The organism is Nitrospina watsonii (genome assembly GCF_946900835.1).
In the GTDB taxonomy this organism is placed as follows: Bacteria; Nitrospinota; Nitrospinia; order Nitrospinales; family Nitrospinaceae; genus Nitrospina; species Nitrospina watsonii.
Genome location: NZ_OX336137.1, coordinates 797457 through 820494 on the forward strand (window position 1 = coordinate 797457; position 23038 = coordinate 820494).

15 protein-coding genes are annotated in these 23038 nt (G+C 53.9%); 14 read left to right on the forward strand and 1 reads right to left on the reverse strand.

Going from position 1 to position 23038, the window contains the following annotated elements; genetic code table 11:
- Positions 1-227 precede the first annotated feature (227 nt).
- From QML71_RS03530 to QML71_RS03540, 3 genes are all read left to right on the forward strand, one after another.
- Positions 228-575: a hypothetical protein gene (locus QML71_RS03530; RefSeq protein ID WP_282010521.1), complete on the forward strand. Its 348-nt coding sequence runs from the start codon at positions 228-230 to the stop codon at positions 573-575.
- A 257-nt stretch (positions 576-832) separates the two neighbouring features.
- On the forward strand, positions 833-3316 hold the full coding sequence (locus tag QML71_RS03535) for a TonB-dependent siderophore receptor (protein WP_282010522.1): 2484 nt from the start codon (positions 833-835) through the stop codon (positions 3314-3316).
- An 8-nt stretch (positions 3317-3324) separates the two neighbouring features.
- Positions 3325-4575, forward strand: coding sequence for a PepSY-associated TM helix domain-containing protein (locus QML71_RS03540; protein WP_282010523.1), 1251 nt, complete (start codon positions 3325-3327; stop codon positions 4573-4575).
- Between the two features lie 121 nt (positions 4576-4696).
- Here the strand turns inward: QML71_RS03540 and QML71_RS03545 are convergent, their stop codons facing one another.
- Positions 4697-6016, reverse strand: coding sequence for an NAD(P)/FAD-dependent oxidoreductase (locus tag QML71_RS03545; RefSeq protein ID WP_282010524.1), 1320 nt, complete (start codon positions 6014-6016; stop codon positions 4697-4699).
- A 328-nt stretch (positions 6017-6344) separates the two neighbouring features.
- Between QML71_RS03545 and QML71_RS03550 the strand changes: the two genes are divergently transcribed.
- The 11 genes from QML71_RS03550 to QML71_RS03600 all read left to right on the forward strand — a co-directional run bounded on the left by QML71_RS03550 (position 6345) and on the right by QML71_RS03600 (position 22649).
- Positions 6345-6518, forward strand: a complete 174-nt coding sequence (locus QML71_RS03550) for a hypothetical protein (RefSeq protein WP_282010525.1) — start codon at positions 6345-6347, stop codon at positions 6516-6518.
- Positions 6519-6884: 366 nt separating this feature from the next.
- On the forward strand, positions 6885-8465 hold the full coding sequence (locus QML71_RS03555) for a GAF domain-containing sensor histidine kinase (protein ID WP_282010526.1): 1581 nt from the start codon (positions 6885-6887) through the stop codon (positions 8463-8465).
- Positions 8466-8473: 8 nt separating this feature from the next.
- Positions 8474-9118, forward strand: a complete 645-nt coding sequence (locus QML71_RS03560; protein ID WP_282010527.1) for a response regulator — start codon at positions 8474-8476, stop codon at positions 9116-9118.
- Between the two features lie 685 nt (positions 9119-9803).
- The gene (locus QML71_RS03565) at positions 9804-13028 is read left to right on the forward strand and encodes a molybdopterin-dependent oxidoreductase (protein WP_282010528.1); all 3225 of its coding nucleotides are present in this window, start codon (positions 9804-9806) and stop codon (positions 13026-13028) included.
- Between the two features lie 119 nt (positions 13029-13147).
- On the forward strand, positions 13148-14425 hold the full coding sequence (locus tag QML71_RS03570) for a 4Fe-4S dicluster domain-containing protein (protein ID WP_282010529.1): 1278 nt from the start codon (positions 13148-13150) through the stop codon (positions 14423-14425).
- A 69-nt stretch (positions 14426-14494) separates the two neighbouring features.
- The gene (locus QML71_RS03575) at positions 14495-15562 is read left to right on the forward strand and encodes an ethylbenzene dehydrogenase-related protein (protein WP_282010530.1); all 1068 of its coding nucleotides are present in this window, start codon (positions 14495-14497) and stop codon (positions 15560-15562) included.
- 347 nt (positions 15563-15909) lie between these two features.
- Positions 15910-16125 (forward strand): hypothetical protein, encoded by a 216-nt coding sequence (locus QML71_RS03580; RefSeq protein ID WP_282010531.1) that lies wholly within the window; start codon positions 15910-15912, stop codon positions 16123-16125.
- Positions 16126-16671: 546 nt separating this feature from the next.
- On the forward strand, positions 16672-17109 hold the full coding sequence (locus tag QML71_RS03585; protein WP_282010532.1) for a tetratricopeptide repeat protein: 438 nt from the start codon (positions 16672-16674) through the stop codon (positions 17107-17109).
- A 276-nt stretch (positions 17110-17385) separates the two neighbouring features.
- Positions 17386-17904: a tetratricopeptide repeat protein gene (locus QML71_RS03590; RefSeq protein WP_282010533.1), complete on the forward strand. Its 519-nt coding sequence runs from the start codon at positions 17386-17388 to the stop codon at positions 17902-17904.
- Positions 17905-18507: 603 nt separating this feature from the next.
- Entirely contained in the window at positions 18508-21225 is a 2718-nt protein-coding gene (locus QML71_RS03595; RefSeq protein WP_282010534.1) for an MASE1 domain-containing protein, read from the forward strand.
- A gap of 218 nt (positions 21226-21443) precedes the next feature.
- Positions 21444-22649 (forward strand): response regulator, encoded by a 1206-nt coding sequence (locus QML71_RS03600; protein ID WP_282010535.1) that lies wholly within the window; start codon positions 21444-21446, stop codon positions 22647-22649.
- Positions 22650-23038 lie beyond the last annotated feature (389 nt).

The window sequence follows — 23038 nt, forward strand, 5'->3', positions numbered from 1 at the left end:
TGCCTCCTCCAGAGGCTTGCCGCTCCTCCGCGGTGGGACAAGGGAACCCACCGCGGAGGGGAGGGCGTGCTTTTCCCGCCGGACAGGCTATCGGTCAATCTTGTTTTTTGAGTAACCCTTTGCGCTTGCGCCGTGCGTGGGGATGGTCGTGAAACGGCTTTGGCTTCCTCCGATGGATGAACCGCGTCCGGCAGGTGTGACGATCTTCGGACGTTTTGCGGAATTGGGTGAGGAACGTTCCATGCCTCCTCCCTTACGTTCAGGATGGCAATCAAGTCCACACTGGCATTGAGTTGTCATTGATCGGCAAGGTCACCCCCGAATGGACCGTGTTCGGCAGTCTCATGTTCCTCGATGCCGAACTGGAGGACATGAATGACCCCGACGGTCGAACGCAACCGTCCCTCCGGAGTGCCCACCCACCTCATGGCGCTGGTGACCGAGGCACCCTGGCCACCCTGCGGGTGAACATCGACAACCTGTATGACACGCGTCACTTTGTAAACATCCGGTTCGGCAATCTCACCCCCGGGCCCCCGCGCACCGTCAGCACCAGTTTGAGCCTCCGGTTTTAGAACAGACTGGAATATCGACCTTGATCGGAGGGTCCAACCGGTCTTTTCATATTTTTTCCACCTTTTTTCAATTAATTTTTGAGATCCACGTCCTGAATTGGGTCCCTCGCCCGTCATAACTTGAGAACGATTATCATTCGCGCTTTGGCCTTGTGCCTTTTGTGCCTTCACCTGACGGGAACGAACCGATGCAATTCAAGGTTATCCATACTGAAAAGAAAACCCGCCGCTCTGCTTTTGGGAGAAGGGGGCTTTCGTTGTTTCTATCCTTCATCATGTTGGCGGGTGCGGGGACCCTGCATGCCGGACAAAGCGGCAATGTGCCGGCGCAGAATGCGCTGTGGGTGGGGCAGACCGAAGAAGTCCGTCCCTTCGACATTCCGGCGGGGCCTTTGGTGGAGGCACTCAATCGGCTGGCCGATGCGAGCGGCATGCAGATCGTTTACGATGCGAAACAAACGGAGGGGTTGACGACGCAGGGATTGGAAGGAACCTACACGCCGAAAGAGGCGTTTGAAAAAGTTCTGGACGGGACGCATCTGAATTTCCGCTTTACGGAATCGAACAACGTGGTTCTGGAGTCGGAGGTCGATCACACGTTGACCCTGGAAGTTCAATCGAAAGAGTTGAAGGTGATTCAGCCGGAGCGGTTCGCCGAAAATGAAGCGGACCCGGAAAAGGAAAAGGCCCGGGATGATAAAAAAGAGGAAGCCACCCGTCTGCCTCCGGTGGCGGTGGAAGGGGCGGGCCAGATCGATCCCAAAGAGTTTGTGGTGAACGAGACCCCCACGGCGACCAAAACCGAAACGCCTTTGATCGAAATACCGCAATCGGTGTCGATCATCACCCGCAAGCGCATGACCGACCAGGCGGTGGTCAACCTGGCGCAGGCCTTGAAGTACGCGCCGGGGGTGCAGTCGGCGACGTTCGGCGTGGATTCCCGTGTGGACTGGTTCAAGCTGAGGGGATTCAACTCCACGTGGAACAGCCTGTTCAAGGACGGACTGCGGCTTTCGATGCCAGCTGGTTTTCTGCATATTCAGACGGAGCCGTATGGACTGGACCGGGTGGATATTTTCCGCGGCCCGTCCTCGGTTCTGTATGGTCAGAACACACCGGGAGGGATGGTCAACCTGGTTTCCAAGAAACCGACGCTGGAGCCACGCCGGCAGGTGGCGTTGATGCTCGGTAGCTTCGATCGAAAGCAGTTGATGGTGGATATTGGCGGCCCGGTTGAAGGGACGGATGAGCTTCATTTCCGCCTGGTTGCCATGGCGCGCGACAGCGACACGCAGTTGGACTTTGTGGAAGACAACCGGTTTTACTTCGCGCCCTCGGTCACGTGGCGTCCGAATGAAAACACCACGTTCACCCTGCTCAGCCATTATCAATATGATGACTCCGGCAACCTGGCGAATTTCTTCCCTGTAAAGGGAACGCTTTTCAACAATCCCCTGGGGGAAGTGCCGACCAGCCGCTTCACGGGCGAACCCAATTACGATCAGTACACCAAAACGCAGGCTTCGGTGGCCTACCAGTTTGAGCACCGGATCAACAATGCCGTCGCCGTGCGGCAGAACTTCCGCTACTTCTACATCGACTACACCAACAAGCAGATCTACGCGTTCGGATTGCAGGCGGACAATCGCACTCTGGACCGGGCACAATTTTTCAACCGGGTGAATGCGGACAGCTTTGCGGTCGACAACCAAATTGAGTACAAGGTTCAAACCGGACCGTTCAAGCACACCCTGCTCACCGGCCTGGACTTTCAGACCCATCGTGTGGATACGCGGGCCGGGGAGGTGATGGCTCCAACGCTGGATCTGTTCAATCCCCGGTACAACCAGAGCGTGTTGAACGATCCGGCCTTCAGCACGGCGCAGGACATCACCCAGTTCCAAACCGGCGTTTATATTCAGGATCAAATCAAGTGGAATCGCTTGATTCTGGTTCTGTCCGGCCGGCATGACTGGGCCAGTTCCGAGACAGAGGACCTGCTGACCGGCGGAACCACAAAGCAGAGCGACACCGCCTTCACCGGGCGCGCGGGAGTGGTCTATGAGTCCAGTTTCGGCCTGGCCCCCTATGCCAGTGTGTCGGAATCGTTTGTTCCCGTGGTGGGTTCCAATTTTCTCGGTCAGAAATTTGAGCCGGAAACGGCGACGCAGATCGAAGTGGGGCTCAAATACGAGCCGCCCGGACTGGATGCGCGGTTCACCGTGAGCGTATTCGATCTGCGTCGGCAAAAAGTGCGCACCGGCGATCCCAACAATCCTCTCAACGTGATTCAGACGGGGGAAATCCGTTCGCGCGGAATCGAGCTGGAAGGCATCATGGCACTGGCCCAGGGCCTGGAGATGGTGGCCAATTACAGCTTCCTGGATATGGAAGTCACGCAGAGCAACGACGGCGATTTCGGCAAAACGCCCTTTGTCACTCCGGACCACCTCGCTTCCGTGTGGACCCATTACACCGTTCCAAGCGGTTTGCTGAAGAACCTGGGAGTCGGAGCCGGGGCCAACTACACGGGCACCACTTTTGCGGACGATGCCAATACCATCAAGGTGCCTTCTTACCTGATCTTCGACGCCGCGGTGAACTACCGCTTGAATCACTGGGAGTTCGCGGTCAATCTGCGCAACGCATTGGATAAGGAATACATTGCCGGTTGTTTCTCCATAGCCTGTTTCTATGGCGACCGCAGGAATGTGATGGGCACCGTTCGCTACAACTGGTGAGGTGAATCATGGGAAGGATTTTATGGGTCAAACTGCATCGCTACGCGGGGCTGACGATCGCGCTGTTTCTCATCGTATCGGGTTTGACCGGAAGCATCATTGCCTTTTACCACGAACTGGATGAGGGGCTGAACCCGGAGCTGTTCTCACCCGGCACATCCGGCGAACCGCTGTCTCCTTATGAATGGAAATCCATCGTGGAGAAAGCGGACCCGCGCGTCGAGACCACGTTCCTTCCCTTGGAAGTGCATGCGCCGGGGGAATCGGTGACGGTCGTCGTGGAGCCGCGCATCGATCCCGCCACCGGCGCGCCGTATGAGGTCGAGTACAGCCAGGTGTTCGTCGATCCGGTCAACGGCGAGATTCTGGGCAACCGTTTGTGGGGCGATTGCTGTTTTGAACGCAAGAATCTCCTGCCTTATTTGTACACGGTGCACTACTCCCTGCACCTGCCGCGCGAGTTCATCGGCGGTTGGGAAAACATGTGGGGACGCTGGCTGATGGGCGGCATCGCCATCATCTGGTTTCTGGACTGCTTCGTGGGTATATACCTCACGTTCCCACCCGGCCGTCCGTTCCTGGAAAAGTGGAAACCGGCGTGGAAGGTGCGGCGCGACGCCGGGGCCTACCGTCAGAATTTCGACATGCACCGCGCCGGCGCACTGTGGCCGTGGGTCCTGCTGATTTTTCTTTCCATGAGCAGCATCTATCTCAATCTCGGGTTCGAGGTGTTTCGTCCGGTGCTTTCGACGGTGTCCAGTATAACCCCCAATCCCTTTGAACAGCGGTTGGACCGGTTGCCCAATGCGCCGTACACGGCGCAGGTCAGTTACCAGGACATTGAAGTCCGCGCACTGGAGGAAGCCAAGCGGCGGAACTGGGCGACGTATTTGGGAGGCATCGGTTACAGCCCTCATTTTGGAATTTATTCCGCTTATTTCTTTCCGCCGGGTGGGGAGCATGCCCCCGGGCTGGGTCATTCCACCCTGCATTTTGAAGGGAGCACCGGTGAGGTGATCGCGCACAAGGTTCCTGGAGAGGGAACCATCGGCGATTTCCTCATGGAAGTCCAGTTTCCCATTCACAGCGGTCAGATCGCCGGAATGCCGGGACGCATTATAGTGTCGATGGCCGGGCTTCTGGTGGCCATGCTGTCCATTACGGGCATCGTCATCTGGTGGGTCAAACGCAAGGGGCTTCCTGCCAAAACATCCGCAGACACGCCAAGAGAAGAATCCAACGCCAACGTCACAACTTGAACGTCTGCCTCCTCCAGAGGCTTGCCGCTCCTCCGCGGTGGGACAAGGGAACCCACCGCGGCGGAGAGGGCGCGTCTTCCTTGCGCACCGGGTCTTGATCACTCCGGTTTTTGAAAAGGAATCATTGGCGCTTGCGCCGGGCGTTTTTCCGGTGGCGCGGTTTGCGCTGCGGCCGGGGGATGACGATGCGCGCCGGCCGGTCATAAAACACGTAGTTCCACGCCCAGTAGAGGAGGACCGACAGCCGGTTGCGGAAACCGATCAGAAAAAAGATGTGCACCCCCAGCCACAACAACCAGCCGACGAACCCGTTGACGACAAAACGACCCATGCGGGCGATACCGGTATTGCGTCCGATGACCGCCATCATGCCGCGGTCGCGGTAGTGGAACGGCTTCGGTTTTTTCCAGCGGACCCGTCGCAGGATGGATCGCGCCACGTAACGTCCTTGCTGGATCGCCGGCGACGCCAACATGGGCAACTCCTGTTCATCCTGGGTGAACGAGGCAATGTCGCCGATGGCGAAGACCCGGTCCTGTCCCTGCAAGCGCAGGAACGCGTCCACCACCAGACGCCCCGGGTGCGTTTTTTCGACTTCGAGTTTTTCCGCCAGCGGAGAGGCCTTCACTCCTGCCGCCCAGATGACGGTTTTGGTGGTGAGGGTTTTGCCGCTGGCGAGCGACAGGGTGTCGTGTTCGTACGATTTCACCGGATCGTTCAGGATGACTTCAATGTCATAGCGGTTGAGGGTGGTGCGTGCGATGTCGGTGGCGTCGTCCGAAAATCCGGTGAGCAGTTGTTTCCCCGCTTCCACCAGCACGATCTGGATGCGGTCGCGCGGCAGTTCCGGGTAATCCTTGACCATGACCAGCCGGACCAGTTCACCCAGAGCGCCTGCGTACTCCACGCCGGTGGGCCCGCCGCCAACGGCGACGAACGTGAGCCAGAGGGCGATGTCTTTTTCACCTTGTTCCTGCAGACGCGATGCGTGATCGAAACAACGGATGATGTGGTTGCGCAACTCCAGCGCTTCGGTCAGGTCCTTCAACCCGTACGCCTGTTCGGCTAGAGGATCGTTGCCGTAAAAATGCGTGGTGCTTCCCGAAGCGATGACGAGGTAATCGTATTCGAAGTCGATATCTTCCACCGTATGGACGCGCATGGCGCTGAAGTCAATGCCGGTGACCTCCGTTTCATAGAACATCACATTCGGGGAATGACGGAACAGCGTGCGTACGGGCACGGCGATGTCGCTCGGATTCAGCAGGGAGGTGGCGACCTGGTAAAGCAGAGGGGTGAACACGTGGTAATTGCGACGATCAAGGAGAGAAACGTCCACCGAGTGACCCGCCAGGGCGCGTGCGCAGTTCAAACCGCCAAACCCGGCGCCGATGATCACCACCTTCGGGCGCTCATCGCCTGCTCGTGAATTTTTGTCCATAACTCCTCCATGTTTGAATGGGAAGTTTTTTCAGATTAAATGAAAATGGAGGGAAGATGCAATGATTCCGAAATTCCGGGTCATTAAATGATACGCCCTTTCAGGCCTAATATGGATAACGGCCCGTAGAGGCCTGCTTTTGTGCTTCAGGTATCACAGTTTATGCATGAACGGGCGACCCGGATGAAAGAGGTGAGGGCTGATTTTTCCTTTTGACCTTAATGAAAGTTTTAGCTAAATTTCTAAAACCCTTGCCCGCGATGGATCGGTGCTGGACGGTTCACTCCGGTTGGCAGGATTTTCAAGTTACTCTTCATTTTGGTTGGTTATGGAAAACAGGAAGCAGAAAGAAAAGTTTGCGATCATCGACTGGTTTGGTTTTTGTATTGGCGTCGTGGTTACCAGTTTTCTGGTATTCATCCTGATATGGCCGCTCATCGACCCCACCCCTGAAAAGTCATCCACCCTGCAGGAAAACGTGGAGAAGCTGTCTCCCAAATAGAAACCGATAAACGATTGCGGTTACGCCCCCGTCATTGCAATCGGTGCGATCCCAATGAAGCCTTGGTTGCAGAGGACAGGACCGCCCCTCAGTCGCGTGAGTCACTCCATTGAGGCTGCCTGAAGGAACTTTACCCTGGTTTCTTGTGGGGATCAGGCGTTTCCCCGGGGTGGCGGGTGTGAAATGGGGTGGCTGTGGGGCCTACTTTATAAGAGGCCGGTAGTCCTTTTCCTATTTCATATAGTCTTATGCCTGATTACAGGTTGTTGCGTTTCAAGTAGATTATAATTGGAATTGTCTATCCTTGGGCAACCTTGTCCGGGTGGAAAAATCATTGATTGATCTTTAGAGGCAAGGAATAAAAACGTGAACGACAAGCCCTATTCGGCACACATCGCCAGGCGTCAAGCCTCGAAAACAACATCGACGATTCTGATTTTTGCTTTGGGTTTGGTGATTTTGATTTCAGACAGCCAGATTCAGCTGGGTGTGGCCAGTGGCCTGCCTTTTGTGGTGTTGGTACTGATTGGATTCCGGTCGCGGCAGAGTCAGGCGGTGTGGGTCGGCGCCATTTTAGGGACGGTTTTAAACTTCGTAGGATTGTTCCTATCCCCTTCGAGCGGCGACTGGGTGTTTGCGTTGATCAACCGCTGTCTTACCGTGCTCATCATCTGGATGACCGCCTATTTCTGTCTCATGGAATTGCGCTGGGCCGAGCGGGCCTTGAAGGCCGGCGAATTGGAAAAAGCTTACAAACGATTGCAGGAGGAAAGCTCTTACCTGCACTTAAACCGGGATATCGCGTTTAAGACCAATATGAGTAAAATCCTGGAAGAGGCGATTGAGTATTCGCTGGAAAGGATCTGCCGCGAGATCGACTGGGTGTTGGGACACTTTTATAGAATGGACGAGAAGAAAGGGCATCTGGTGCCGACCGGTATCTGGTATTGTCAGAATCCACACCGCTATGAAAATTTTATAAAGGCGACAGAGGTTACGACCCTCGACCCGGGTGAGGGCCTTCCCGGCCGCGTGCTTGCCGATTCCACGCCGCATTGGATCCGTGATGTGGAACAGGATTCCAACTTCTCGCGCAACAAGCTGGTGGCGGAGTTGGGTGTGAAAACCGGATTGGCGTTTCCCGTGTTCATCGGTTCCAGGGTGGCGGGGGTGATGGAGTTTTTTTCCAATGAGGTATTGGAACCCAATGCCCGTCTTCTGGAAGTGATGGAAAGCATCGGTATTCTGCTGGGGCGCGTCATGGAACGCCAGCAGGTGGACCGGGATCAGGAAGAATACAACAACCACTTGCGCCGCCTGTATCACCGCCTCGATTCCATTCGTGAAGAAGAAAGCAAGCGCATAGCGCGCGAAGTCCATGACGAACTGGGGCAGGTGTTGACGGCGATCAAGCTGGACATGTCACGGCTGCAAGCCAAAGTGCCACCGGAGCGGGAAGACATCTCGGAGGATGTCACGTTGATTTCCGATTTGATCCAGAACACCATTCAAACCGTTAAACGGATTTCACTGGATCTCCGACCCCCTGTGTTGGATCACATGAGTCTGACGGAAGCGATCGAATGGCAGGGAAAATTATTTCAGAGCCGCACCGGAATTCAGTTCGATTTGTCCACCGAACCGGATATGATCAATCTGGATACGCAACGGTCCAGTACCATTTACCGTATTTTCCAGGAATGCCTGACCAATGTGATCCGCCATTCCGAAGCCAGTAAAGTAAACGTGGACATCATGGACGCACAGGGACTGTTGACGATGAATGTTTCCGACAACGGCAAGGGGCTGGTACCGGAACAGATCAATGAAAACTTTTCATTGGGTTTGCTGGGTATGAAAGAACGGGCGCAGATCTGGGGCGGTCAGGTGCATTTCAACGGCAGACAGAACGAAGGCACAACCATTACCATTGAACTCAAGCATTGAGACAGGCCATGGACTCCTCAACAAAGAATATAAAAATACTGGTGGCGGACGACCATCCTATTTTCCGCCAGGGCATTCATCGTGCCTTTTCCGCAATCAAGGATATGGAAGTTGTGGAAGAAGCGATCAATGGCGCCGAGATGCTGCAAAAAGTGCGCGCCCGCAAGGTGGATCTCGTATTGCTGGACATCACCATGGAGGGGGAGTGGAGCCTTGAATACATGAAGCAGTTGAAGGAAGAGTTTCCCGATCTGCCCGTGGTGGTGGTCAGCGTGTACCCGGAAGAACATTTTGCCATGCGTTATCTCAAGGCCGGCGCTTCCGGTTATGTCACGAAGGAAAGCCCGCTGGATATCCTCATCAATGCCATTCGTAAGGTGGCTGGAGGCGGCAAGTTCCTGAGCCCGGAATATATGGAGAAGTTGACCTTCAACTTTAATGGCTTCGACAAGCAGCCTCACGAATATCTGACGGACCGCGAGTTCGAAGTGTTTTGTCTGCTTTCCGGCGGCAAATCCCTGACCGAGATCGCGCAAAAGCTGTGCCTCAGTGTTAAAACCGTAAGTACGCACCGGACGCATATTTTGCAGAAAATGAATATGAAGACAAATTCTGAACTCACACAGTACGCATTGCTGAATAGACTCCTTTAGAATTTCCTCGATGGACCCCTCAAACATTCCTGTAGCCGCAATACAGTCCAGGCTCCAAGTCGTTATTTTATTTGCGTGTGAAAATGATCCTACGCGCTGATTTGACCGATTTCCTACAAACAGATAGGACCAGATCCCCCGCCATAAACAGCCAAACCTTATCAATCAATAAGGCCCCGCTGATTACCTTGTTTGCGCAAAACCCATAGAATCCCACCAGCTAGAAATAGTTTTGGTTTTTAGAGTAGGCATTTCTTTTGTGCACAAAAGAAATGGTGGAATTTTGTGGCGCGCAGGCTCTTCGCGGTTTTTAGGTGGCGCCATGGTTGTGCAGGTAGAGAGATTTTTAAGCATCCCAATAGTTGGTGAAGGAAAGAAAATTGTGAATCCCCTTTAGCGTATTTTTTAGGGGGACCTTTTTATCTTTAAAGTAGGGAGGTTTGAGTTTATGCGTTTGAATCGAAGAAAATTCTTGCAGGTGAGTGCTGGTGTGGCTTCGGCCATGGCGCTTTCGAGCAAGAGGGTAGGCGCTCAGTTGAAACCCGTCGTCAAGGTGGGCAATCCTCTGGAGTCTTATCCGGATCGGCGTTGGGAAGAAGTTTATCGCGATCAATATAAGTACGAACGTTCGTTTACGTACTGCTGTTCCCCGAACGACACCCATCAGTGTCGTGTTCGTGGCTTCGTGCGTAACGGCATCTTGATGCGGATCGAGCAGAACTACGATCATCACAAGATTCGCGATCTGTACGGCAACCAGGCCGACGCTGCGTGGAACCCGCGCATGTGTCTGCGCGGCATGACGTTTCCGCGTCGTGTTTACGGACCGTACCGCAACAAGTATCCGATGCTCCGCGTTGGCTGGAAACAGTGGGCCGATGACGGCTTTCCGTATCTGGACAAGGAGAATCGGGAAAAATATAAGTTTACCAGCCGGGGCACGGACGAATTCGTTCGCTTGACCTGGGATCAGACCTTCACCTATCTGGCCAAAGGTCACGTCGCTATTGGTAAAGCTTATAGCGGTTCTCGCGGTGCTCAGCGCCTGAAGAACGAAGGTTACCAGCCCGAAATGATCGAAGCCATGGGTGGATCCGGTTCGCGTACCATGAAGTATCGTGGTGGTATGGGTCTGCTGGGCGTCATCGGTAAATACGGCATCTACCGTATTTCGAACATGATGGGTCTTTTGGACTCGATCGTTCGCGGTCGCGGTCCGGGTCAGGTACTGGGTGGACGCGCATGGTCCAACTACACCTGGCATGGTGACCAGGCTCCGGGACATTCCTGGACGCATGGCATGCAGACTTCCGACATCGACTTCGCCGACCACCGGTATGCGAAGCTGACCATTCAGTGGGGTAAGAACCTCATCGAAAACAAAATGCCGGAAGCTCACTGGTACACGGAAATCATGGAACGTGGCGGTACGCTGGTCACGGTTTCTCCGGAATACAACCCGCCCGCAACCAAGGCGGACTACTGGATTCCCACCCGCGCAGGTCTGGCGGATATTTCCATTTTTCTGGGTGTCGCAAAGATCATCATGGACGAGGGTCTCGTTGACGTGGATTACGTCAAGGAGTACACCGACATGCCCCTGCTGGTCCGCACGGACAACCTGATCCGGTTGCATCCCGATGAGTACATCCCCGGTTACAAAAATCAGCCGCTGCCTAAGGATGGTTTTACGACCAAGTGGATGAAGAACTACGATCGCGATAAGATGCCGGACTTCGTAGTCTGGGACACCAACACCGACAAACCGGTCGCCATCACGCGTGAAGACATTGGCGCGAAGATGAAGAAGAAGAACATCGACCCGGCTTTGGATGGTGTTTATGACATCAAGCTGATCAACGGCAAGACCATCTCCGTTATGCCGCTGTACGAGATGTACAAGATCCATCTGAAGGATTACGATCTGGATACGGTTAACCAGATCTGTCACGCTCCGAAGGATCTGCTTGTGCGTCTGGCACGCGACATCGGTACCATCAAGCCGGTTGAGATTCACTACGGTGAAGGTATCAACCATTACTTCCACGCTACCATGCACAACCGTGCATCGTTTGTTCCCCTCATGCTGACGGGTAACGTCGGACCCAAGGGTTCCGGTGCTCACACGTGGTCGGGTAACTACAAAGCTGGTAACTACCAGGGTTCTCACTGGTCGGGACCGGGCTTTGCAGCGATGGTTGCGGAAGATCCCTTCAACCCGGTTCTCGATATCACCAAGAACGTAAGCTGGAAAGATGTCAAGGGCTACGCTAAGGGTGAAGAGCCTGGTTACTGGGCACATCGTGATAAAGCGCTGATCGTCAATACCCCGCGGTATGGGCGTAAAGTGTTCACGGGCCGCACCCATATGCCGACTCCGACCAAGTTGTTGTGGTTCGTAAACGTTAACGTCATCAACAACGCGAAGTGGTTCTACGAGATGGTGTTCAACACCAACAACAACGTAGACATGATCGTGGCTCAGGACATCGAGTTCACCGGTTCCTGCGAGTACTCGGACTTTGTACTGGCGGCGAACAGCTGGGCTGAGTTCGAGTCTTACGAGATCACTTCGTCGTGTTCGAACCCGTTCCATCAGATCTGGGGCGGCACCGGCATCAAACCGGTATTCGACACGATCGATGACAACCTGATCCATCGTGAGTTCGCCAAGCGTCTCGCCCAGATCACGGGTGACAAGCGGTTTGGGGACTACATGAAGGTTTACGAAGGTGAAGCTCCCAACCGGACGAAGGCGCAGATCCGTCGGCTGTTCACGACGGCAACCGCAGGTATGGGTTACAACATCGACGACATCATCAACGGCAAGTACGGTGAGCCGGGATGTTGTCTGTTGCTGTACCGCACCTATCCGCGGTCTCCGTTCTGGGAGATGTACACCGAGTCGAAACCCTTCTACACTGCAAACGGTCGTATCCAGTTCTACAATGATGAGCCGGAAGCGATCGAGTACGGTGAAAACTTCATCGTTCACAGAGAAGGCCCGGAAGCGACGCCTTATCTGCCGAACGTTATTGTATCCACCAACCCCTACATCCGCCCGGACGATTACGGGATTCCGGAAGACGAGCAGGATCCGGATCTGCGTCACGTTCGTAACATCAAGAAGCCGTGGTCATCGGTGCGTACGACCAAGAACTTCTTGTGGGAGAAGGGGTACCGGTTCTACTGCGTCACTCCGAAATCCAGACATACGGCTCATTCGTCCTGGGCGACGACTGACTGGAACATGATCTGGAACAACAACTTCGGCGATCCTTACCGCATGGACAAGCGGTCTCCGGGTGTTGGTGAGTGGCAGGTGCACATGAACCCGTTCCTGTGTAAGGACCTGGGTATCAACGACGGCGACTACGTCTACGTGGACGCGAATCCGGCCGACCGCCCGTACATGGGCTGGAAGCCTTCGGATCCGCGCTACAAAGTTGCCCGCCTGATGCTGCGTGCGAAGTACAACCCGGCCTATCCGTATCACACCGCGATGATGAAACACGCAACGTGGTCGAGTACGGAACGTTCGGTGAAAGCGCACGAAGAGCGTCCGGACGGACGTGCGTTGTCGATGACGACTCCGTACCAGTCCAACTTCCGGTACGGCGGTCAGCAGTCGATCACCCGATCCTGGTTGATGCCGATGCATCAGACGGACAGTCTGTTCCATAAGGCAAAATCCAAGATGAAGTTCCTGCACGGGTACGAAGCAGACAACCATGCCATCAACGCCACGCCGAAAGAGACGCTGGTCAAGTTCTCGAAGGCGGAAGATGGTGGTATGCATGGTAAGGGACTGTGGGAGCCGGTACGTACCGGTTACACCCCGGAGTCTCCGTTGAAAGACCGTTTCGCAGAGATGTACCTGGCAGGTCAGTACGTCCGCGTGAAGATTTAAAGTGTGTGTGGCGGGCCTCCTTTTGGCGGCCCGCCGCCGGCTTTAAAACGGTGTTTCAAACCTAAACAGCAACCGGGACCGAAGCCCTGACGGGCAACGGTTTTAATGGAGGTTACAAGATGCCTGAAGTCTATAACTGGCAGTTGGGTCGCATGATGACCTACATTTACGAAGAGAAGCATCCGAAAGAACAGTTCACGTTCGTGTTCAACACGAACCGCTGCATTGCATGTCAGACATGCACGATGGCGCACAAGTCGACCTGGACGTTTTCGAAGGGCCAGGAGTACATGTGGTGGAACAACGTGGAGACGAAGCCTTACGGCGGGTATCCGCAGTTCTGGGATTGGAAGATCCTGAAGATGCTGGAGCAGTCGAATCCGGGTCAGAACGTATGGAACGTTCGCAAGACGTCGAACAAGGCGATTCACGGTGTGTACGAAGGTGTGACCATCTTCGAGGCGCCGGCCAAGATCGGCTTGAATCAGCAGGCGATCGGTTACGTTCCGACGGACGAAGAGTGGCGCTTCCCGAACTTCGGTGAAGACACCGCTCACGGCCGTGAGTTCACGCAGTCGCGCGAAGGAACGTTTGGCGGCGACAACGGCGTGAAGTCGGTTCTGCCTGAACATAAAATCTGGTTTTTTTACCTGCAGCGGATCTGCAACCACTGCACGTATCCGGGTTGTCTGGCGGCGTGCCCGCGCAAGGCGATCTACAAGCGTCAGGAAGACGGGATCGTACTGATCGATCAGTCCCGCTGCCGCGGATACAAAAAGTGCGTGGAGCAGTGCCCGTACAAGAAACCGATGTTCCGGGGTACGACGCGTATTTCGGAAAAATGCATCGCGTGTTACCCGCGCATCGAAGGACTGGATCCTTTGACCGAGGGTGACCAGATGGAGACCCGTTGTATGGCGGCTTGCGTCGGCAAGATTCGTCTTCAGGGCCTCGTGAAAATCGGTTCTAACGGGGAATGGGCTCACGATCCGGACAATCCTCAGTACTACCTGATCAAGGACCGGAAAGTGGCTCTGCCGTTGTACCCGCAGTTTGGTACGGAGCCGAACGGGTATTATGTTCCGTCCCGCCATGTGCCGCGATCGTATTCGCAGCAGATGTTCGGACCGGGCGTGGATCACTCGATCGATCAGTACATGGTTCCGGACCGGGATCTTTTGGGTGTCTTGCAGTTGTTCCGGACGACGCAGCGCATCATCTTCAAGTGGAAGCGCGAGCCGGGTCCGAAGATCTTCGAGACCAATATTCACGGCAAGAAGTTCGAGATGTACAACGACACCATCATCGGGTTTAACCGGAAGGGTAAGGAGATCATCCGTGTCACGGTTGAAGAGCCTTTCTACGTCCGTCCCGAAGAACATCCTGGTGCGTTCTAAGTCGGGTCTCATCTGCCATACCGGGACAGGGGTTCGCCCCTGTTCCGGGAGGCGGTTTGAAACCCCGGTTTGGAGTGCGAGGGATGGAGCTGGCAAACCCGGAAACTGCTAAACAGGAGGAAAACCGTGAAAATGAAAAAAACCGTTGTATTCGTAATGATTGCCGCGTTCGTTCTGGGCAGTGCGATGGTGTCGTCGGCGGCAACCATCGAAGCCTTGAATGTTGGCAAGCGGGACATTCCGATTGACCCAACCGATCCTTTCTGGTCCAACTATGGTCCGACCAAGGATCGGCACATTGTCATCGATATGGACCCGCAGATGATCACCAACCCGATGTGGCCGAACCCGGCTACGAAGTGGGTGAACGTCAAAGCGGCCAGGAACGATAAGGAACTCGCCGTTCGCCTGGAGTGGAGCGACGGTGACCGCAATGACATCATGGTCCAGTCGCAGCATTACAAGGACCAGGCGGCGCTGATGTTCCCTGTCAAAGCCGGCAGTGAACCTCCGTTCACCATGGGTTCTGATGGCGAGCGCGTCAACATCTGGCAGTGGAAAGCCACGTGGGACAAGGAAGGCGCCGGCAAGGCCGGTAACTCTGGAATGCAGGACATGGAGGACTACTACGCCGACATGGCCATGGGTTCCGCGGGTTACTACATGTATGAGCCGGATGGCGATCTGTTGCTGAAGGGCGCTCTGAAGTCGGATATGACCGGCAGCAAGGACGAGCGCGCTAAAGGCGGCGTTCACACCGGTGGCGCGGGCGAAATCGCCAATCGTTCGACCTATGTGGACTTTGGCATGGGTAAAAACGAAGGTGTTTACAACCCGGGCCGCGCTACACACAATATCCTGTCCGACGCTTCCATGCGCCGGTCTCCGGTGGAAGACCTCAACGCTGAGGGCTTCTCCACGCTGACCACGCAGGCGAACCAGGACGTCGATGGCAAAGGCAACTGGAGCAACAACCGGTGGGCCGTTGTTTTCAAGCGCAGCTTGAAGACGGATGATGCCAACGACGCTCAGTTCTCGAGCGGCAAGGTTCCGATGGCCATCGCCATCTGGAATGGACAGAACAAGGAACGTAACGGCCAGAAAGCCATTACGGCCTGGAATACCCTGAAGTACTAAGCAGGCATCCTTGTATAGAAAAGACTGAAGCGCCTCCCGGAAGTTCCGTTCCCCCGGACTTTCGGGAGGTTTTTATACCAATCCCTCCCTTAGGGTAACAGTCGGCTTAAGAGCGAAGGGAGTCAGGTTTTCTTCTCTTCGGAAAGCTACCCCCTGACCCGGGTACACTTTCCATATTCGTGCATGAATAGAGATGGAGCAAACCTCAGCTCCCTTCCTCAAAGTCGATGTACCTCCTCCCTTCCAATCCCAATTCTGCTGGTTGAATCATTCCTTGGCAAGACCCGCCGGTTTTGATACACGTGTCTTACCAATGTGGCACGAATCCACTCTCTTGCAGAGGAACCATGAAAGAACAATTTTTTAAAATCACAGGCAGCATTGTGCACGAAGGCGAGATTCCCGAAGACGATTTCAGTATGTTCGTCAAGGCGATTGATGACCGGGATGCGGTCCAGAAAATTCGTGAAACCCTGCGTACCCAGGCGCCCAATGTGGCTGGACGGATGTCCGGGCGGGTGGTGATCAAGGGTATAGAGAAACGCAGCGTTCCGGAAGGCTGATATCTCCCTGGATTTTGTCACAAAGCAGTTCTCGCACGGCGCTCATTTCAAGATCTCCTCCTCAAATAAAATAGCTTTAGCCTCCCTCCGCTCTCACCTTTGTAATATAAATAAAATCAATTAATTAAGTGAGCCTGAAGAAGGCGCACTTCGCTACTCAAATTTTACAAAAGATTGATTGAGTAACGGCAATTAAAACAGGTGCTTATTGGTATTCCAATAAATCGGCATTCTCCACTTAAATTTTGGAAGACTCTGTCCTTACCTACATAGCCGCATTCAACAAAAAAATTGAATAAATAATTATTAGATAAGGACTGAAAAATCGGTAGTTAAGGTTCTTTTAACCAAAATTTGGTCAAGAACTCAAAATTCCGCTTTCCTAATTAAAAGGAAAGCCTTAACTTTATATAAAGGGTTTTCGACAAAAGAATATAGATGGAAATTGATATTTTCTAGGGGGTGGTGAATTTCTTCTCTGCAGGAAGGGGGTGCAGAAAGGACCTCGTTCTTTAGAAATGGTTCCAGCGTGGGAAAGGAATTCGAATGATCGCTACTGACTGGTTTTTACAAGGAAAAGCGGCGCAAGCCACGGGTTGTTTGGAAGAGGCTATCGACTGTTACAACAAAGTGCTGGATGAAAACCTCCGGTTGCTGGGGGAGTTCCACCCGGATGTCGCCTTGGTGAAAAACAGCCTCGGCACGGTTTGGTTTAAAAAGGGAGAGTATGAGCGGGCCGTCTGTTATTTGGAAGATGCGCTCAAGGTCTTGTACAAAATCTGTTCGCCGGACCACCCGATGCTGGCGGAAGCCTGCAGTACCCTGGGTAAGGTGTGGAGCCATAATGGTGACATGGATAAGGCCATCCAGTTTTATGAACAGGCTTTGATCATTTATAAAAAAGCAGGGTTGATGGAAAAGGTTCCCGCCCTTGAGAAAAAAGTGGAGAGGCTGTTTCAGAAAATGAAAGAGTCCAGAGTTTGATCGCCATCTGTGCGGGTAAGGAGGCCGGGTGAGGGAAGGCCGGCCGATTCCACGCTGGACTTAAGAAGGGTCCGGTATTTCCGTGCAGGGATCTTTGTATAGATGCATTGCAAAGCAAAACGGCGCATGAAAAAGGGGGGGTGCCTGCAGTAAAAATAATTGAAAAATATATGGTTACTGGACTCTCCTTTTTTTTGGTTTATTTAATTTACATTTATTGTTGATTTAATTATAGAAAGTGATAGAGTTGGCTTATACATATAATAAGGAACCGATATGACCCCCGGTTTCGGCAACGAGGTGGGCGGAGGCAAATCACACTTGGAAATTGTGAGAAAGGCAGGAGGCATTATGAGCTCGAAAGAATGGTTGCAACTGGCTAAAGAAGCGCAGAAGGAAGGGCTGCTGGATAAAGCCTTGGAGTACTACGGGCAGGCTTTGCAGGAGTGCCTGGGGGCTTACGGCGAATTTCACCCTGAAGTCTCTTTTATTTACAATTACATCGGTGGTATCTATTTTAAGCGGACAGACTATTTGCAGGCAGGCCAGTATATGCAACTGGCGCTCAAAGGATTCCACCGTGTTTGCAACCCAGACCATCCCCTGTTGGCTCAAAGCTACAACAATCTGGGTTTGGTGATGACAGCGAAGGGTGATTACGATGAAGCCATTCAGTACTTTGAGCGGGCTTTGCAGATTGCCGGGCGTGCTGGAATGGAAGAGTTGCGTGCAGCGGTTGAGAAACGGATCGATTCACTTTTCGCCCGGATGCGTCCCCAAAAAGCCATCGCTTGATTCAATCCGCACTTTATCCTGGAACGGTCGGGACCCGGAAGCAGGGGGGGAATCAAGGTGAGTCGCGTGTGCCGCGTATGAGTTTTTAGAGAGAGTACACGGAGATTGTTCGTTGCCGTTAGCTCCTCAGAATGACAGCTGAGACCTGAGTTGTCATTCCAAGCGGAGCGAGGAACCATGCTTGGTTCTTTAATCCGGTTATGCAAAGCTCTCTTTAGATAAGAGCGTTCCCCTCGCGATCTTTAGAAAAATAAAGTAACGACTCGATCCTTCGATGAAAAAGCCTTGCCCAACCCCCCGCATCAGGCTGCAGAGAGCCCTCTGCTCTCCGCAAAAAAAAAACGCGTTCTTCTCGCCTGTAATACAAGCCCAGCAAAGGTTGAATGTTCATATTGGCCTATTTGGGCTACTTTCGTGGGGCCTTGGCGGTATCTACCTGAAAGACCTATCCGTATGCCAAAAAAAACTTTAGATTGGAAGAGGAATATGTAAGAATCCATAGTCAGCGGGCAGCAAGAGGAGGGGTGTCCCGATGAGCAATAAAACGTGTGTCGTCGAAGGACGAAACTCAAGCCGGAATCTTGTTGCCATGAAGGTGGGCTGATGACGGGTACGAACTCCCCACGCATATCGCATATTCTATTTCAGAACCTGGCCGTTGCTCTCGCTTATGTTTTGAGCGGGATGCTGATGGTGTCCTTGACTCAAAAGCTGGGTCCCAGCCTGGTCATCCACATCCCCAACGGGATTGCTCTGGGCGCCTACATCTTTTTTTCCTACCGTATTCTTCCCGGCATTCTGCTGGGCTCCGTCACATTTCTGAGCTGGTACATGAATGTCCAGTTCTCGGCATCCGGGCTGCTCGAAGTTTTTTTCCTTCCTTTCCTCCTCACGCTGGGGACCCTGTTCCAGACATGGGTAGGGGGACTGCTGATCCACAAAGGGTTGCGTAAAGACTCCACCCTCGAAAGCATTCGGGAAGTGTTGACTTTTGTGTTTGGCGTGGCCTTCCCGTCCGCCCTCGTTTATTCCACTTGGTCAACCGGCGTATGGATTTTTTGGGATCAGGTTTCCCCGGGTAACATCGCAGTCGTTTGGCTCACGGCCTGGATGGCCAACGTGTTGGCCATCACGCACATCATCCCCTGTTTCCTGATTTTCAAAAGGGCTGACCGGCTGGCTCTCAACAAGCAGGAGGTGGGAGAAGCGATCGCATTGTCCGTGGTTCTATACGTATCGAGCCAGATCGTTTACGGCGACTGGTTGCCCCAGAGCGATTATCCGTTGGTGTACCTGCTGTTCCCGGTGTTGGTGTGGGCGGCACTGCGTTTCAAGCAGCAGGGTGCCGTCGTGGCCATTTTGTTCACCGCGCTCATGGCCACCTGGGGAACGGGAGAAGGGCGCGGCCCCATGGGGACGAAGTCCCCGGACACCGCAGTGATTCTACTTCAGCTGTATCTCTTCGTGTTGGCCACGATGTCTTTCATTTTGGGTGCGTCGGTTTCGACCAGTCGTCAGTTCGAAAGTGAAGCCGCCATGCTCGGTCATCTTTTGGATCGTTCGATCAACGAAGTTTATGTGTTGGACCTGGATGGGTTGAAATTCGTTCAGATCAATCAGGGCGCCTGCAAGAGGTTGGGGTACACCACGGAGGAAATGCTGGCTATGGAGGCTCTGGACTTCACGCATGGCCTGACTCCCCAACAATTCACCGATCTGATCCAACGGGTGGAAAAAGACCCTGACCATATGGAAATCATTGAAACCATCCACCAATGCAAGGATGGCACCCTGTATCCGGTGGAAGCGCAAATTAACATTTCCACGTTTGGCGGCAAAAAATACTTACTGGCCCTTGCGATGGACATCACGCAGAAACGCAAAGCCCAGGAAGCGATCATCAATGCGCGGATTCGTGCCGAGGAGGCGAACCAGGCCAAAAGCATGTTTATCTCCAACATGAGTCACGAAATCCGCACTCCCATGAATGCGATCCTGGGGTATGTGCAGATTCTCAGCCGCGACACCTCCCTGGCCTCAGATCAGCACAAGCGAGTCGAAGGCATTCAGAAAGCGGGCAATCATCTGCTCGGTTTGATCAATGACATCCTGGACTTTTCCAAGATCGAAGCCGGCAAGATGGAGTTGACCATTGTCCGTTTCAGCCTGTCGGGTTTGATCAAGGACCTGGAGCTGATCTTCAAACACCGCTGCGAAAGGAACCAACTGGAGCTGAAGGTGGATTGTAATTTTGGCAACCAGGGGCGCTGGGTGGAAGGCGACCAGGGCAAGCTGCGGCAGGTGCTCATCAACCTGTTGGAAAACGCCGTCAAGTTTACCGACCGGGGTGAGGTCCTGTTCCGCGTTTCCGAAGACAAGCAGGATCGTTACGTATTCGAAGTCATCGATACCGGCTGCGGCATTCCCCTCGACAAGCAGCAGCATGTGTTTGAATATTTCAGCCAGTTTGACGAAGGCCAGCAGCGGGGGGGGACCGGACTGGGGCTGTCCATCTCGAAACGGCAGGTCGATTTGATGGGAGGCACATTGAGCGTGGAATCGGACCCCGGCTGGGGATCGCGGTTTTATTTTGTTCTGCACCTGCCAGCCACCCAGGCGGGTGCGGTGGATGACCTGCAAGATTACGACCGTGTGGTGACGTTGGCGACGGACCAATCCGTCCGCGCGCTCATCGTCGATGACAACCAGTCCAATATCGAAGTCCTGACGGAAACGTTGGAAGCGATCGGGGTGGAATGCCAGGCGGTGATCAGCGGTTGGGATGCCATCGACCGGGCCTTGTCCTGGAAGCCGGATGTGATTTTCATGGATTACCGGATGCCGGGCTTGAATGGACTCGACACTGCAAAAATGATCCAGAAAAACCTGGATACCAGCATCACCAAAATCGTCATGGTCACCGCCTCCAGTTACCGGCATGAACAGGAAAAGTTTTTGCAGGAAGGAGTGCATGGATTCATCGCCAAACCGTTCTTGCGGGGAGAAGTGTTCAAGGTCCTGCACGATCTTTTGGAGGTGGAGTTTGTGTACCAACCGGATGAAGGAGAAGAAGAGGGCACAGCCGTCCCCATAGTGGAGTCTTCCTTCGAATCCCTGTCATTGCCCGAGCCGTTGCTGAACCGGCTCAAACAATCGGCCCGCCTTGGCGTGATGAGCCAGTTGGAGGAAGAGTTGAACGAAGTGAAAGCAATCGGACACCGGGAAGCCGGACTGGCGCGACACCTGCAAACCCTTGCCGACAATTTTGACAAACAGGCGATCCTGAAAGTGTTGGAAGCATGTGCGCCTTCGTCAGCCTGATCTGCCGGTTTGACAGGACGTTGAAGAGGGTGAATAGTAGAAGCTGGCAGTGGGGTGGCAGAACACGGAGGATCCCGGCCGGTATCCATCGAGGCCCGTTGTGGATAGAAACGATTTCGAGGTGGAGCCATAACTCCGGCGGCCAGGAGACAGGTATCCATTTGAACGCAAGCGCACACCGTTTATAGAAAGTCCTTTCGGATGAAGAAAGGAGGTGCATGGTGACCGACCCAGAATCGAAAGATCAAGCCTGGACCGTGTTGTTGGTGGATGACCAACCCGATAACCTGGCCGTATTGCGTGGAACTCTGGAACGGGAGGGTTACCAGTTGGCTTTCGCTTCCACCGGCGAGGATGCCCTGGCAATCCTGCCGGAGCTGAAACCCAATCTGGTGCTGCTCGATGTCATGATGCCGGGCATCGATGGGTTTGAGACCTGCCGGCAGATGAAACAGATGCCGGCGTGCCGGGACATCCCCGTTATTTTTGTCACCGCCCGGAGAGAAACCTATGATCTCATCGAAGGATTCTCTGCCGGCGGTGTGGATTACATCACCAAGCCTTTTCAGCAGGAAGAGGTGTGCGCCCGGGTTCGATGCCAGATCGAACTCGTCATTCTGAGGCAATCCCTCCAGGAACAGTACAGCCATACCCAGGAATTGTTGAGCCAGACGCTGACCGGGAGCCTGCAAATTTTTCATGAGGTTCTGGCGGGTTTCGATCACAATCTGTTCAACCAGGCGGCGCGGTTGTGCCAGTTGTTGAAAGAATGCGGTCCGGCCCTGGGGTTTCCAAACACGAGCCAGTTGGAAATTGCGGCCATGTTCCTGCCCATCGGGCTGGTGTCCCTTCCCCCTGCCACCATGACCCGTTATCGAGAAGGCGAGTCCTTGTCTGCGGCAGAGCAGGCGATGATTCAACGGGTGCCCCAGGCCGGCGCCAAGTTGCTGGAAAAAATTCCTCATTTAAGGAAAGTGTCGGAGATGGTGCTCTACCATCAAAAAGGATTCGACGGCAGCGGCTTCCCGGAAAACTCGCTGAGCGGAGAAGCCATTCCTCTTGGCGCCCGGGCGCTCAAGCTGCTGTCCGATTTTGTGAAAGAAGAGGGGACGGCCCAGTCGGGATTGAGGGCCATCACCCGGCTCCGGCAGCGCTCCCGTCTGTACGATCCGTATTTGATGGAAAAACTGGAAGACTACGTTTTCAAAAAGGAAGAGGAATACGACGCCATGGTTCAGTCGGAGAAAGCCGTTTCATTTCAGGAATTGCGAACCGGGCTGGTTCTGGCTGACAGGATCGAAAATAAGGAAGGCGTAGTGCTGTTGAATCCGGGCCAAATGATTACGGACATGCATTTGTTGCTGCTCAGAAACCACAAGGAATTTGTGGGCATCCGCGAGCCCATTCGGGTCCGGGAAGGATGATGCCGATTCTGGAATTATATAGTAGTTACGATACTAGTCCATTTTTTTAAAGCCGATGATTTCAGGTTCTCCGGGCCGTTCGCCCCAGGGGATAGGGCGTTCGGAATTTAGTTATATCCGAAAAAAAGCAAATCGATTAACCTGAATGGAAGGATTCAAGTCGATACTTTCCCGGGGCATGGAGAGGCCGCGGGTCGGACTTGAGGGGGGTGGGGCCGTTCGACGCGACCACGCGGCCTGGTTGGCAGGAATGGGTTCGCAGGAACTTTCTGAAAAAGTTCTTTGCATAGCACGGTGGTTTTGCGTTGCACGCAGGTTTCGCGCGATCCCTCCATGGTCCCTGTCCAAACCTGTGTGCGAAGTCGGGCCACTTTGATCCCTGTCATGTT